The 12,939-nt window shown below is 71.4% G+C and carries 9 protein-coding genes and 2 riboswitches; all 9 genes read right to left on the bottom strand.

The window, feature by feature from the left end; translation table 11 throughout:
• Positions 1-54: 54 nt before the first annotated feature.
• Positions 55-3,564 (bottom strand): DNA-directed RNA polymerase subunit beta, encoded by a 3,510-nt coding sequence (rpoB, locus tag M3185_RS06950; protein WP_251332943.1) that lies wholly within the window; start codon positions 3,562-3,564, stop codon positions 55-57.
• A 275-nt stretch (positions 3,565-3,839) separates the two neighbouring features.
• On the bottom strand, positions 3,840-4,949 hold the full coding sequence (gcvT, locus tag M3185_RS06945; protein WP_251332942.1) for a glycine cleavage system aminomethyltransferase GcvT: 1,110 nt from the start codon (positions 4,947-4,949) through the stop codon (positions 3,840-3,842).
• Positions 4,946-7,837 (bottom strand): aminomethyl-transferring glycine dehydrogenase, encoded by a 2,892-nt coding sequence (gene gcvP / locus M3185_RS06940; protein ID WP_251332941.1) that lies wholly within the window; start codon positions 7,835-7,837, stop codon positions 4,946-4,948. The genes gcvT and gcvP overlap by 4 nt, the downstream gene beginning before the upstream one ends.
• Before the next feature lie 42 nt (positions 7,838-7,879).
• A riboswitch (glycine riboswitch) is annotated at positions 7,880-7,996 on the bottom strand.
• Position 7,997: 1 nt separating this feature from the next.
• Positions 7,998-8,104: riboswitch (glycine riboswitch) on the bottom strand.
• A 129-nt stretch (positions 8,105-8,233) separates the two neighbouring features.
• Entirely contained in the window at positions 8,234-8,617 is a 384-nt protein-coding gene (gene rplL, locus M3185_RS06935; protein ID WP_251332940.1) for a 50S ribosomal protein L7/L12, read from the bottom strand.
• Between the two features lie 96 nt (positions 8,618-8,713).
• A complete protein-coding gene (rplJ, locus tag M3185_RS06930) occupies positions 8,714-9,238 on the bottom strand; it encodes a 50S ribosomal protein L10 (RefSeq protein ID WP_251332939.1) in 525 nt (174 codons plus the stop codon).
• A 289-nt stretch (positions 9,239-9,527) separates the two neighbouring features.
• Positions 9,528-10,676, bottom strand: a complete 1,149-nt coding sequence (locus tag M3185_RS06925; protein ID WP_251332938.1) for a GNAT family N-acetyltransferase — start codon at positions 10,674-10,676, stop codon at positions 9,528-9,530.
• 125 nt (positions 10,677-10,801) lie between these two features.
• Positions 10,802-11,509, bottom strand: a complete 708-nt coding sequence (gene rplA / locus M3185_RS06920; RefSeq protein WP_251332937.1) for a 50S ribosomal protein L1 — start codon at positions 11,507-11,509, stop codon at positions 10,802-10,804.
• Positions 11,510-11,603: 94 nt separating this feature from the next.
• On the bottom strand, positions 11,604-12,035 hold the full coding sequence (gene rplK / locus M3185_RS06915; RefSeq protein WP_251332936.1) for a 50S ribosomal protein L11: 432 nt from the start codon (positions 12,033-12,035) through the stop codon (positions 11,604-11,606).
• Between the two features lie 145 nt (positions 12,036-12,180).
• Positions 12,181-12,924 carry a transcription termination/antitermination protein NusG gene (gene nusG / locus M3185_RS06910; RefSeq protein WP_251332935.1) on the bottom strand — a complete coding sequence of 248 codons (744 nt, stop codon included), beginning with the start codon at positions 12,922-12,924 and terminating at the stop codon, positions 12,181-12,183.
• Between the last annotated feature and the right edge of the window lie 15 nt (positions 12,925-12,939).

Raw genomic sequence — 12,939 nt, 5'->3', positions numbered from 1 at the left:
CTTTATCTCTTTCTCTAGAAAGCTTGACGTCTCGTCGGGGTGGAGCGGAGGGGCTCAGACCTCTTCGACCGAGCTGGGCTCGGAGTGGGAGAGGTCGATGCCGAGCTCCTCGGCCGCCCGGAAGACCTCGTCGTCCGAGTCGCGCATCTCGATCGTGTTGCCGTCGGCCGAGAGGACCTCGACGTTCAGGCACAGGGACTGCATCTCCTTGATGAGCACCTTGAAGGACTCGGGCACGCCCGGCTCGGGGATGTTCTCGCCCTTGACGATGGCCTCGTAGACCTTCACGCGCCCGTGCACGTCGTCGGACTTGACCGTCAGCAGCTCCTGCAGTGTGTAGGCCGCGCCGTACGCCTCGAGGGCCCAGACCTCCATCTCGCCGAAGCGCTGGCCGCCGAACTGCGCCTTACCGCCCAGCGGCTGCTGGGTGATCATGGAGTAGGGGCCGGTGGAGCGCGCGTGGATCTTGTCGTCCACGAGGTGGTGCAGCTTCAGGATGTACTGGTAGCCCACGGAGATCGGGTCCGGGAACGGCTCGCCGGAGCGGCCGTCGAACAGCCGCGCCTTGCCGGAGCGGTCGATCAGGCGGACGCCGTCGCGCGTCGGGTTGGTGTGGTCGAGCAGGTCGAAGATCTCCTCCTCGCGGGCGCCGTCGAACACCGGGGTCGCCACGTTGGTGGGACCGGACTGCGTCGGGAAGTTCGGCAGCTTGTTCAGCCACTCCGGGCTGCCCTCGATGTTCCAGCCCTGCTTGGCCAGCCAGCCGGTGTGCACCTCGAGCACCTGCCCGAGGTTCATGCGGCCGGGCACGCCCAGCGGGTTGAGGATGATGTCCACGGGGGTGCCGTCCTCCAGGAACGGCATGTCCTCCAGCGGCAGGATCTTCGAGATGACGCCCTTGTTGCCGTGGCGGCCGGCGAGCTTGTCGCCGTCGGTGATCTTGCGCTTCTGGGCCACGTAGACCCGGACCACCTGGTTGACGCCGGCGGGCAGGTCGTCGTCCTCGTCGTCCCGGTCGAACACGCGCACGCCGATGACCGTGCCGGACTCGCCGTGGGGCACCTTCAGGGAGGTGTCGCGGACCTCGCGGGACTTCTCGCCGAAGATCGCGCGCAGCAGCCGCTCCTCCGGGGTCAGCTCGGTCTCGCCCTTCGGGGTGACCTTGCCGACCAGGATGTCGCCCGCCTGGACCTCGGCGCCGATGTGGATGATGCCGCGCTCGTCGAGGGCGGACAGCACCTCCTCGGACACGTTGGGGATGTCGCGGGTGATCTCCTCGGCGCCCAGCTTGGTGTCGCGGGCGTCGATCTCGTGCTCCTCGATGTGGATCGAGGTGAGCACGTCCTCGGAGACCATGCGCTGGGACAGGATGATGGCGTCCTCGTAGTTGAGGCCCTCCCAGGACATGTAGGCGACCAGCAGGTTCTTGCCCAGGGCCAGCTCGCCGTGGTCGGTGGAGGGGCCGTCGGCGATGACCGAGCGCTCCTCGACGCGGTCGCCCTCGGAGACGATGACGCGCTGGTTGTAGGTGTTGCCCGGGTTGGAGCGCACGAACTTGTTGATCGGGTAGACCGTGGTCGTCCCGTCGTCGTTGAGCACGCGCACCAGGTTGGCGGAGACCTCCTCGACCACGCCGGCCTTGCGGGCCAGCACGGAGTCCCCGGCGTCGAGCGCCGCGTAGCGCTCCATGCCGGTGCCCACCAGCGGGGCCTCGGACTCGAGCAGCGGCACGGCCTGGCGCTGCATGTTCGCGCCCATGAGCGCGCGGTTGGCGTCGTCGTGCTCGAGGTACGGGATGAGGGCGGTCGCCACGGACACCATCTGTCGCGGGGAGACGTCCATGTACTGCACGGCGCTGGGGTCGACCAGCACGGCCTCGCCCGAGCCGTCGGAGGCGCGCGCGAGCACGGCGTCCTCGGCGAAGCGGTTCTCGTCGGTCAGCGGCGCGTTGGCCTGCGCGATCGTCACCCCGCGCTCGTCGTCGGCGGTGAGGTACTCGACCTGGTCGGTCACCACGCCGCCCACGACTTTGCGGTACGGGGTCTCGATGAAGCCGAACGGGTTGATCCGCCCGTAGGTCGCGAGCGAGCCGATGAGACCGATGTTGGAGCCTTCAGGGGTCTCGATCGGGCACATCCGGCCGTAGTGCGACGGGTGGACGTCACGGACCTCCATGCCGGCGCGGTCGCGGGAGAGACCGCCCGGGCCGAGCGCGGACAGGCGCCGCTTGTGGGTCAGGCCCGCGAGCGGGTTGTTCTGGTCCATGAACTGCGACAGCTGCGAGGTGCCGAAGAACTCCTTGATCGCCGCCACCACGGGGCGGATGTTGATCAGGGTCTGCGGGGTGATCGCCTCGACGTCCTGGGTGGTCATGCGCTCGCGCACGACGCGCTCCATCCGGGACAGGCCGGTGCGGATCTGGTTCTCGATCAGCTCGCCCACCGCGCGGATGCGGCGGTTGCCGAAGTGGTCGATGTCGTCGACGTCCACGACGATCTCGCGGGGCTCGCCGTTGCGCACGCCCTGGATCGTCCCGCCGCCGGCGTGCAGGGTGACGAGGTAGCGGATCATCGCCACGATGTCGTCGACCGAGAGCACGGAGGCGTCGTCGTCGTCGAAGGACTTGTCGAGACCCAGCTTCCGGTTGAGCTTGTAGCGGCCCACCTTGGCGAGGTCGTAGCGCTTCGAGTTGAAGTACATGTTGTCGAGCAGCGCCTGCGCGGCGTCGACCGTGGGCGGCTCCCCCGGGCGCAGCTTGCGGTAGATGTCCAGCAGCGCGTCCTCGCGGGACTCGACGGTGTCCTTCTCGAGGGTGGCGCGGATCGAGTCGTAGTCCCCGAACTCCTCGAGGATGCGGGCCTCGGTCCAGCCCAGGGCCTTGAGCAGCACGGTCACGGACTGCTTGCGCTTGCGGTCCAGGCGCACGCCGACCTGGTCGCGCTTGTCGATCTCGAGCTCGAACCAGGCACCGCGCGAGGGAATGATCTTCGCGGAGTAGATGTCCTTGTCCGAGGTGCGGTCCTGGCCGCGCTCGAAGTAGGCGCCCGGGGAGCGCACGAGCTGGGACACGACGACACGCTCGGTGCCGTTGATGACGAACGTGCCCTTCTCGGTCATCAGCGGGAAGTCGCCCATGAACACGGTCTGCTGCTTGATCTCGCCCGTGTTGTTGTTCATGAACTCGGCCTTGACGTACAGCGGCGCCGAGTAGGTGGCGTCGCGGTCCTTGCACTCGTCCATGGTGTACTTGGGCTCGTAGAACTCGGGCTCCGAGAAGGACAGGGACATGGTGCCCTGGAAGTCCTCGATGGGGGAGATCTCCTCGAAGATGTCCGCCAGGCCGGAGGTCGTGGCGATGCCCTTCTCGCCGTTCTCGAGGGCCTGCTGGACGCGTGCCTGCCAGCGCTCGTTGCCGACGAGACGGTCGAAGCTGTCCGTCTGGAGGGCCAGCAGGTTCGGCACGTCCAGCGGTTCGTGGATCTTGGCGAAGGAGATGCGGCGCGGGATGTTCCCGTCGGCCGGTCGGTTAGCGGTTACGTTCGAATCGGTGCTCGAGGCGACCAAGATGGATTCCTTCCACAGACCTGCAGTTGAATCGCGCAGTTCCCGATCGGGTCTACGGGAGCGCGAGGACCAGCGTCCTGATCTGCTGGTTCGCTTCCCGGGGGCGCCCACCGCTATATGAAGGCACGCAGAATGAGGGACAACGCAAATGTCCAGCATAGGCGCCGTCCGCCGATCTGTCCACACGGCCGGTGGACGCGAGCGCCCACCGGCCGTAGGATGAGGAATTTCGTGTCCTGGATCTCAGCGGCCCCGCGGGGCCGCCCGCGGAGGCCTCAGTCCCGCCGGTAGAACGGCAGCCGCGCGAGTTCGACGGGGGCGCGCCGGCCCCGGACGTCCACCTCGAGGGCCGTGCCCGCCCCGGCCGCGTCGGCGCGCACGAGGGCCATGGCGACCGGGTGCCCCAGCGTCGGGGAGGGCACTCCGGAGGTGACCTCCCCGACCACGTCCCCGGCCGCCAGCACGGGGTTGCCTGCGCGCACGGGGCGGCGGGTGAGGCCCCGCAGGCCCACGAGCACCCGCTGCGGCGGCGCCGCGGCCTGCGCCTCGAGCGCCGCCCGGCCCGTGAACTCCTCCTTGGTCCGCAGCGCCGTCTCGACGATCCGGCCCAGGCCCGCCTCGAACGGGGTGACCCCCGGGCCGAGCTCGTGGCCGTAGAGCGGCATCCCGGCCTCCAGGCGCAGGGAGTCGCGCGCGGCCAGCCCCGCCGGGACCGCGCCGTGCTCCTCCCCCGCCGCGAGCAGCGCGTCCCACACGGTGCGCGCGTGCTCGGGGGTGGTGTAGAGCTCGAAGCCGTCCTCCCCCGTGTACCCGGTGCGGGCCACGAGCGCGGGGACCCCGGCCACCCGGGTGGGCACGCACGCGTAGTAGCGCAGCCCGCGCACGGCGTCCGGGTCGGCGCAGCCGGCGGCGAGCAGGACGTCCTGGGCCGCGGGGCCCTGCACGGCGACGAGCGCCGTGGCGTCCGTGCGGTCCTCGACGGCGACGTCGAAGCCGGCGGCGCGCTCCCGCAGGGCCTGCAGCACCACCGCCGTGTTCGCGGCGTTGGGCACCACGAGGTAGCGGTCCTCGGCGAGGCGGTAGGTGATGAGGTCGTCGAGCACGCGCCCGGCCTCGTCCACCAGCAGGGAGTACTTCGCCCGGCCCAGCGCCAGGGTGCTGAGCCGGGACACGAGGGCGGCGTCGAGGAACGCCGCGGCCTGCGGGCCCTCCACGGCGACCTCGCCCATGTGGGAGAGGTCGAAGAGCCCGGCGGCCCGGCGCACCGCGTGGTGCTCGGCGACGTCGTTGGCGTACTTCAGCGGCATCTGCCAGCCCCCGAAGTCCGTGAACACGGCGCCGGCCTCGCGGTGGGCCGCCTCCAGGGGGGTGGTCCGGGCGCTCATCGGGCCGCCTCCGCGTTCTGGGCGGCGCCGGCGGCGAACGCCTCGACGGGCGGGCAGCTGCAGACGAGGTTGCGGTCCCCGGCCGCGTTCTCGACCCGTCCCACGGGCACCCAGTACTTGGCCAGGCGCAGCTCGGGCAGCGGGTAGGCGGCCTGGGAGCGCGGGTAGGCGCGCCCCCACTCGTCGGCGGTCAGCGCCTCGGCGGTGTGCGGGGCGTGGCGCAGCACGGAGTCCTCCAGCGCGACCTCGCCGTCGGCCACCGCGGCCATCTCGGCGTGGATCGCGCGCATGGCCGTCACGAACCGGTCGAGCTCCGCGAGGTTCTCGGACTCCGTGGGCTCGACCATGAGGGTCCCGGCCACGGGGAACGCGAGGGTGGGGGCGTGGAAGCCGTAGTCGATGAGGCGCTTGCACACGTCCTCGGCGGTCGCCCCGGAGGTCTTGGTGAGCGGGCGCAGGTCCAGGACGCACTCGTGGGCCACGAGCCCGCCCGGACCGGTGTACAGGGTCGGGAAGACGTCCGCGAGCCGCGCCGAGACGTAGTTCGCGGACAGGATCGCCGTGCGCGACGACGCGGTGAGGCCCTCGCCGCCGGTCATGGCGATGTACATCCACGAGATGGGCAGCACCCCGGCGGAGCCGTAGCGGGCCTGGGAGATCGGGAACGCGTCGGCGTCCGGGTCCCCGGCCACGGCCGCGGCGTCCTCGGGCAGGAAGGGCACGAGGTGCTCGGCCACGGCCACCGGGCCGACGCCGGGCCCGCCGCCCCCGTGGGGGATGCAGAAGGTCTTGTGCAGGTTCAGGTGCGAGACGTCCCCGCCGAAGCGCCCCGGCCGGGCCAGGCCCATCAGGGCGTTGAGGTTGGCGCCGTCCACGTAGACCTGCCCGCCGGCGTCGTGCACCGCCGCGCACACCTCGGTGACCTGCTCCTCGAACACGCCGTGCGTGGAGGGGTAGGTGATCATGATCCCCGCGAGCTCGTCGCCGACCGCGGCGATCTTCGCCCGCAGGTCCTCGAGGTCCACGGAGCCGTCCGGGGCGGTGGCCACGACGACGACCTTCAGGTCCGCGAGCACCGCGGAGGCCGCGTTGGTGCCGTGGGCCGAGGACGGGATGAGGATCGTGGTGCGCTGGGCGTCCCCGCGGGAGAGGTGGTAGCGGTGGATCGCCAGCAGCCCGGCGAGCTCCCCCTGGGAGCCCGCGTTGGGCTGGACGGAGACCGCGGCGTAGCCGGTGATCTCGGTCAGCCACGCCTCGAGCTGGGCGATGAGCTCGCGCCAGCCGAGGGTCTGGTCCTCCGGGGCCAGCGGGTGGATCCCGGCGAACTCCGGCCAGCTGATGGGCTCCATCTCGGCGGCGGCGTTGAGCTTCATCGTGCACGAGCCCAGGGGGATCATGGTCCGGTCCAGGGCCAGGTCCTTGTCCGCGAGGGAGCGCAGCCAGCGCATCATCGCGGTCTCGGAGCGGTGCAGGGTGAACACCGGGTGGACGAGGTAGGAGTCGGTGCGCAGCAGCGCTGCCGGCAGCTCCCACGCCGCGTCGGGCGCGGTGCCGGGCGCGGCGTCCGGCCCGGTCTCCGGCCCGGCGGGGGCGGCGCCGAAGGCGGCGAGCACGGCGTCGACGTCGCGCTCGTCGTGGGGCTCGCCCACGGACACGGAGACGTGGTCGGCGTCGACCCCGCGGACGTTGATCCCCCGCTCGGCCGCGGCGGCCACGACCGCGTCGGCCCGGCCGGGCACCTCGGCCAGGACGGTGTCGAAGAACCGGTCGTGGACCACGGTGGTGCCGGCCGCGCTCAGCCCGGCGGCGAGGCGCGCGGCGAGTCCGTGCAGGCGCTCGGCGATCGCCCGCAGCCCGTCGGCGCCGTGGTACGCGGCGTACGCCCCGGCGACGATGGCCAGCAGCGCCTGGGCCGTGCAGATGTTGGAGGTGGCCTTCTCGCGGCGGATGTGCTGCTCGCGGGTCTGCAGCGCCAGCCGGTAGGCGGGCCGGCCCGAGGAGTCGACCGAGACGCCCACGAGGCGCCCGGGCAGGTTGCGCTCGAGGCCCTTGCGGCAGGCGAGGAACGCGGCGTGCGGGCCGCCGAAGAACAGGGGCACGCCGAAGCGCTGCGCGGAGCCGACGGCGATGTCCGCGCCCTGCTCCCCCGGGGAGCGCAGCAGGGCCAGGGCGAGCAGGTCGGTCGTCACCGTGACGAGGGCCCCGGCGGCGTGCGCCTCCTCGGTGCGGTCGGCGAGCCCGGCGACGTCGCCGTCGACGCCCACCTGGGCGAGGACCACGCCGAAGCACCCGCCCTCGGGCAGCCCCGCGGCGAGGTCCGCGACCACGAGCTCCACGCCCACGGCCCGGCAGCGGCCCCGCAGCACGGCGAGGGTCTGCGGGAGGGTGCGGGAGTCCACCACGACGCGCCGGCTCGTGGACTTCCGGTTGGCCCGGCGCATCATCAGCACGGCCTCGGCCACGGCGGTGGCCTCGTCGAGCAGGGACGCGTTGGCGAGGTCGAGGCCGGTGAGGTCCATGACGGCGTTCTGGAAGGTCAGCAGGGCCTCGAGGCGGCCCTGCGAGATCTCCGGCTGGTACGGGGTGTAGGAGGTGTACCAGGCCGGGTTCTCGAGGATGTTGCGGCGCAGCACGGGCGGGGTGACGGTGTCCGCGTAGCCCTGGCCGATCATCTGGGTCATCACCCGGTTCTTGGCGGCGATCCGGCGCAGCGCGCTCAGCGCCTCGTGCTCGGCCATCGGGGCCGGCAGCCGCAGGGGCCGGTCCGCGGCGATGGTGGCGGGCACGGCGCGGGCGACGAGCTCGTCGAGGTCGGCGGCACCGACCGTCTCGAGCATGATCCGCGCCTCGGCCGCGTCCGGTCCGATGTGGCGTGACAGGAAGGACAAGGTCAGCTCCTCGTGGTCGGAGGCCCGGTGGGGCCCGTCCTGCCTCCCCGCTCTGTTCACTGACCTGAGAGTTTTCGCCGGCTCCGCACGGGAGGGGCTTGCACCGTCGGTGGCCCGGACCCGGCCGGCGGCCGGGGAGGACGGACCTCTTCAGAGTGGCCTGCTCGCAGCGGTACGGGGGCCTGAGAGATTCCCGGGGAGGATTTGCTCCTTCGGCGCCGGCGTCGTCCGGCAGCGGACGACGACGGACTCTCCCGCCGCGGGTGGACGGCCGATGTGGTTGTGCCTCCAGTGTCCCACATCCGGGAACGGCGCGAGGCCCCGGACGGCGTGCGTCCGGGGCCTCGCAGGAAGCGTTCGCGAGAACGCGTTCCGGGTGAAGCGGTTCCGAGGAACTTACTTGAGGGTGACGGTGGCGCCGGCGCCCTCGAGGGCCTCCTTGGCCTTCTCCGCGGCCTCCTTGTTGGCGCCCTCGAGGACGGCCTTGGGGGCGGAGTCGACGAGGTCCTTGGCCTCCTTCAGGCCGAGGGAGGTCAGCGCGCGGACCTCCTTGATGACCTGGATCTTCTTCTCGCCGGCGGCCTCGAGGACGACGTCGAACTCGGTCTGCTCCTCGGCCTCCTCGGCGGCGGCGGCCGGAGCGGCGGCACCGGCGACGGCCACGGGGGCGGCGGCGGTGACGTCGAAGGTCTCCTCGAACGCCTTGACGAACTCGGAGAGCTCGATGAGGGAAAGCTCCTTGAAGGCGTCGATCAGTTCGTCGGTGGTGAGCTTGGCCATGGTTGTGGCTCCTTTTCGATGTGGTGCCCCGACCGGGTTCGTCGGCGCGGGACGTTCTGGTTCCGTGGTGAGAATGTGCCTCGCGGCGGGGGCTGGCTAGGCTGCCTGCTCCTCGACCTTGGCGCGCAGCGCCTCGGCCGTGCGGACCGCCTTGGACAGCGGGGCCTGGAACAGCGCGGCGGCCCTGGACAGCGACGCCTGGGTGACACCGGCCACCTTGGCGAGCAGCACCTCGCGGGACTCGAGGTCCGCGAGCCGCGTGATCTCGGCCTCGCTGAGCGCCTTGCCCTCGAGGTAACCGCTCTTCAGGACGAGCTGCGGGTTCGCCTTGGCGAAGTCACGCAGGCTCTTGGCGGCCTCGACGGGGTCTCCCGAGATGAAGGCGATGGCGCTCGGCCCGGAGAGGTGGCCGTCGAACGCGTCGATGCCCATCTCCTTGGCCGCGATCGCGGTCAGCGTGTTCTTCACCACGGCGTATTCGGCGTTCTCACCGAGCGAGCGGCGCAGCTCCTTGAGCTGGGCCACGGTGAGACCGCGGTACTCAGTCAGGACAGCAGCGTCCGAGTTGGAGAACAGCTCCTTCAACTCGGCGACCGCGGCTGCCTTTTCCGGGTTCGCCATGGTACTCCTTCCGGTCTTCGATGCCGGGCGCTGCCGGAAGGGCTCGGGCACAGAAAAAGCCCCGCGCAGATGCCCGGGGCTCGACGGCACGGTCCGTGCAGGACGGAGCGTGCTGGCTGTGCTGGATCACCTGCGCTGGCCGTTCCTGGCGGAACTCTTACGGCTGCTCCCCCGTCCTGCGCCTCCCGAACGGGACGCGACGGGCAGGGGGAACCACGACCGGCGGTCTTTGGTACGCCCCAGGCTACCCTACGTCCCCGCCCCGGCCAAATCGGGGCGGGGACGCCCGTCAGGGGGCGGGGACCTCGCGGGACCAGACGCCGCTGCGCCCGGCCACGCGGAAGCCGAGCCGGTTGTTGACCCGGTTCATCCGGTCGTCGCCGCTGTGGCTCCACGAGTAGAGCGTGCGCACGGACGGGGCCGTGCGGGCGAGCTGCTGGAGGTTGGCCAGCTTGAGCCGGGTGCCCAGCCAGCGGCGGCGGTGCTCGCGCAGCACCACGGTCTCGTCCTGCATCCCGATGGCGGGCTCGTCGCCCGTCAGGACGATCTCGGTCATCCCCACGAGCCGGCCCGTGGCCTCGTGCTCGGCCACGGCGAACAGCGAGCGGTGGCCGGCCTCGGCGCGCAGCTGCTCGGTGCGGCGCACCCGCTCGGCGTCCCAGGGGTCGGGGTGGGCGGCGACGGGGGGCAGGAAGGTGTCGGCGGCCATGCGCGAGTGCAGCACGGCGAGCTGGTCGAGCCACCGCTCGGGGGCGGGCCCGTCCCAGGTGTGGATCCGGTAGGCCTCCGGCGGGGGCGAGGCCGTCGTCTCGCGCAGCAGCGCCTCCTCCCGCGCGGGCGGGAGCGGGACCTCGAGGACGGCGAAGTCGCTGACCGACTCGAGCCGGTAGCCGGCGTTGAGGGCGAAGCGGGTCTGCCGGTTGGACACGGGCAGCCGGCCGGAGCCGTCGGCGGCGTCGACCCACTCGACCATCCCGGGCGTGATGACGGGGAAGACGCCGGTGACGCTGCCGTCGCCCTCGATCTCCTCGGGGCCGGGGTGCTCGGTCTGGATCCGGATGTGCCGGCGGGACTCGCCCACGGCCAGCTGCTCGGCGGCGGCCAGCAGCTCGCTGCCGGTGCCCTGGGAGGTGACCTCCGGGTCGACGTCCACCACGACGTGCGCGGAGCCGGTGAAGCTCACGAGCGGCAGGCGCACCTCGGCGCGGCCCGCGAGCCGGCCGTCCGTCCAGGCCAGCAGGATGACGACGCGCTCGAAGGGGTCCTTGAGGTCGCGGTAGAGCTCCTGGGCGTCACCGGTGAGATCGGAGATCCCCCAGACGTGCTGCCGGGAGCGGCGCACGAGGTCCGCGACCCGGCCCAGCAGGCGCTGCGCGTCGTCGTCGAACTCGTCGGGGATGCGCATCTGCTCGATGCGCACCGGGAGGTGCTCGGTCACGGGGAACTCCCTTCCGGAGGCGCAGGCGCACTCCGCGGGCTCAGGCGGGGCGGAACGGCAAGGGGCCCGGCCGCAGCGGCCGGGCCCCCACCCGTGGGACTCTCGAGGGGTCCCGGATCACGGCGTCACGCGCCGACGACGACCTCGGTGGCGTTCGGGTCGACCGGGATGCCCGGGCCGAACGTCGTGGAGACGGTCGCCTTGGTGATGTAGCGGCCCTTGGACGCGGACGGCTTCAGGCGCAGGATCTCCTCGAGCGCCGCGGCGTAGTTCTCCGCGAGTTTGGCGGTCTCGAAGGACGTCTTGCCCACGATGAAGTGCAGGTTCGAGTGCTTGTCGACGCGGAAGTCGATCTTGCCGCCCTTGATGTCGGCGACGGCCTTGGCGACGTCCATGGTCACGGTGCCGGTCTTGGGGTTCGGCATGAGGTTGCGGGGACCGAGCACCTTGCCCAGGCGCCCGACCTTGCCCATCATGTCCGGGGTGGCCACGGCGGCGTCGAAGTCGGTCCAGCCGCCCTGGATGCGGGCGATCAGGTCGTCCGAGCCGACGTAGTCCGCACCGGCCTCCTCGGCGGCGGCGGCCTTGTCGCCGGTCGCGAAGACGACGACGCGGGCGGTCTTGCCGGTGCCGTTGGGCAGGTTCACGGTGCCGCGGACCATCTGGTCGGCCTTGCGGGGGTCGACGCCGAGGCGGAGGACGACCTCCACGGTGGAGTCGGTCTTGGCGCTGTCGATCTCCTTGGCCAGGGCGACGGCCTCGGCCGGGGCGTAGAACTTGCCCTCCTCGATCTTGGCGACAGCCGCCTGGTACGCCTTGCTGCGCTTTGCCATCTGCTTCTTCTCCTTGTGCAGTTGTGGTCTGCGGGCCGCGCTCGGCCCTGCCACGGGGAATTCGGTGGGTGGGTGGGTGATCAGCGGACGCTGATCACTCGACCTCGATGCCCATGGAGCGGGCGGTGCCGGCGATGATCTTCGCCGCGGCGTCGATGTCGTTGGCGTTGAGGTCTTCCTTCTTGGTCTCGGCGATCTCCCGGACCTGGTCCATGGTGAGCTTGCCGACCTTCTGGGTGTGCGGGACACCGGAGCCCTTGGCGACGCCGGCGGCCTTCTTGATCAGCTGCGCGGCGGGCGGGGTCTTCGTGACGAAGGTGAAGGAGCGGTCCTCGTAGACCGTGATCTCCACGGGGATGATGTTGCCGCGCTGGGATTCCGTGGCCGCGTTGTAGGCCTTGCAGAATTCCATGATGTTGACGCCGTGCTGACCGAGAGCCGGACCCACGGGAGGCGCCGGGTTGGCGGCGCCTGCCTGGATCTGCAGCTTGATCAGGCCGGAGACCTTTTTCTTCTTGGGAGCCATGTGCTGGTCCTTCTCTTGCTGGACGTACCGGCGCACAGGAGCGTACGGCGGCGGGTGGCCGCCGTGGCGCGGCGGCCGGTCGGCCCCCTCGGCGAAGCGTGCGCCGCGGAGGCCGGGACTGGTGGGCGGGCGGTGCCCGCGGGGGTCAGATCTTGGAGACCTGGTTGAAGCCGAGGGTCACGGGGGTCTCGCGCTCGAAGATCGACACGAGCACGACGAGCTGCTGGGACTCGACCTTGATCTCGGAGATCGTGGCGGGAAGGGTCTCGAACGGGCCCTCCTTGACGATCACGGACTCGCCGACCTCGAAGTCCACGTCGATCTGCGGCTGCGCGCTGGGCTGGGCCGCGGCCTCGGTGCCGGCGGGGGCCTCGAAGGTGGGGTTGAGCATCTCGAAGACCTCGTCGAGGCGCAGCGGGACGGGGTTGTACGCGTCCTGGCCGACGAAGCCGGTCACGCCGGGGGTGTGGCGCACGGCGCCCCACGAGGCGTCGGTGAGGTTCATCCGCACCAGCACGTAGCCCGGGATCCGCACGCGGCGGACGGTCTTGCGCTGGGCGTTCTTGATCTCGACGACCTCCTCCATCGGCACCTCGATCTGGAAGATGTCGTCCTCCATGTTGAGGGACTGGATGCGGGTCTCGAGGTTCGTCTTCACGCGGTTCTCGTAGCCGGCGTAGGTGTGGATGACGTACCAGTCGCCCTCCTGCCGGCGCAGCTTGGCCTTGAACTCCTCGACGGGGTCCACGGCCGGCTCGGCGGCGTCCTGGGCGGGGGCCTCCTCGGCGCCGAGGTCCTGCTCGGGGGCCGCGGCCTCCGGGGCCTGCTCGTCGACGTCGGCCGCCGCCTCGGCGGTCTCGATGCCGTTGTCGAGCTCGTGCTCGGTCACTGGATCTCCCTGCTC

This window comes from Kocuria rosea (assembly GCF_023715525.1).
Lineage (GTDB): Bacteria > Actinomycetota > Actinomycetes > Actinomycetales > Micrococcaceae > Kocuria > Kocuria rosea_A.
The sequence above is the reverse complement of the archived record's forward strand: the minus strand, read 5'-3'. Positions and strand labels throughout refer to the sequence as shown.